Consider the following 658-nt stretch of genomic DNA (forward strand, 5'->3'; position numbering starts at 1 on the left):
CCCCTATGTGCAGGACCAGATGTTTGCCGAGAACGAAGGCATTTTCGGCAAGCGGCTGATCGCCGGCGCCTTCGTCTTTTCGGCTGGCCTGGGGCTGGTCGCCACCAACTGCGTCAATGCCTTCTCCTATGGCTACGACAAGCTCCGCTTCATAAAACCCGTCTTCATTGGCGACACGATCTATTCGATCCGCTCCAACCTCGACAAGAAGCCCCGCTACAAGGAAATGGGGCTGATCCGCGCCAGCTACGAGGTGTTCAAGGGCGAAGGCGAGTTGGTTCTCTATTGCGAGCATCTGCAGACGGTGAAGTACCGCAACCCGGCCGACTTCGTCGGCAAGACGGAGAAATAGCATGCCGGCAGCAGCCGAATTGCCGCTCGCCGGTCTCGTCGTCGTCGACATGAGCCAGTTCCTGTCCGGGCCCTATTGCTCACTCAGGCTGCTCGATCTCGGCGCCCGCGTCATCAAGATCGAGCGTCCGGATGGCGGCGACCTGTCGCGCCGGCTCTATCTCAGCGATACCGAGATCGGCGGCGATTCCACCATCTTCCATGCCATCAACCGGGCCAAGGAAAGTCTTGCCATCGACCTCAAGAACGAGGCCGATCTCGAGGCGTTGCGCGGCCTTCTGGCCAAGGCCGATGTGCTGATCCAGAA

The 658-nt window shown here is 60.2% G+C and carries 2 protein-coding genes; both read left to right on the top strand.

What is annotated here, in order from left to right; all coding sequences use genetic code 11:
- A partial coding sequence (locus EN914_RS37480; protein WP_164779272.1) for a MaoC family dehydratase occupies positions 1-352 on the top strand: 352 nt, incomplete at its 5' end.
- A 1-nt stretch (position 353) separates the two neighbouring features.
- A partial coding sequence (locus EN914_RS37485) for a CoA transferase (RefSeq protein WP_206527354.1) occupies positions 354-658 on the top strand: 305 nt, incomplete at its 3' end.

It is taken from the genome of Mesorhizobium sp. M7A.F.Ca.CA.001.08.2.1 (assembly GCF_003998455.1).
GTDB lineage: Bacteria > Pseudomonadota > Alphaproteobacteria > Rhizobiales > Rhizobiaceae > Mesorhizobium > Mesorhizobium ciceri.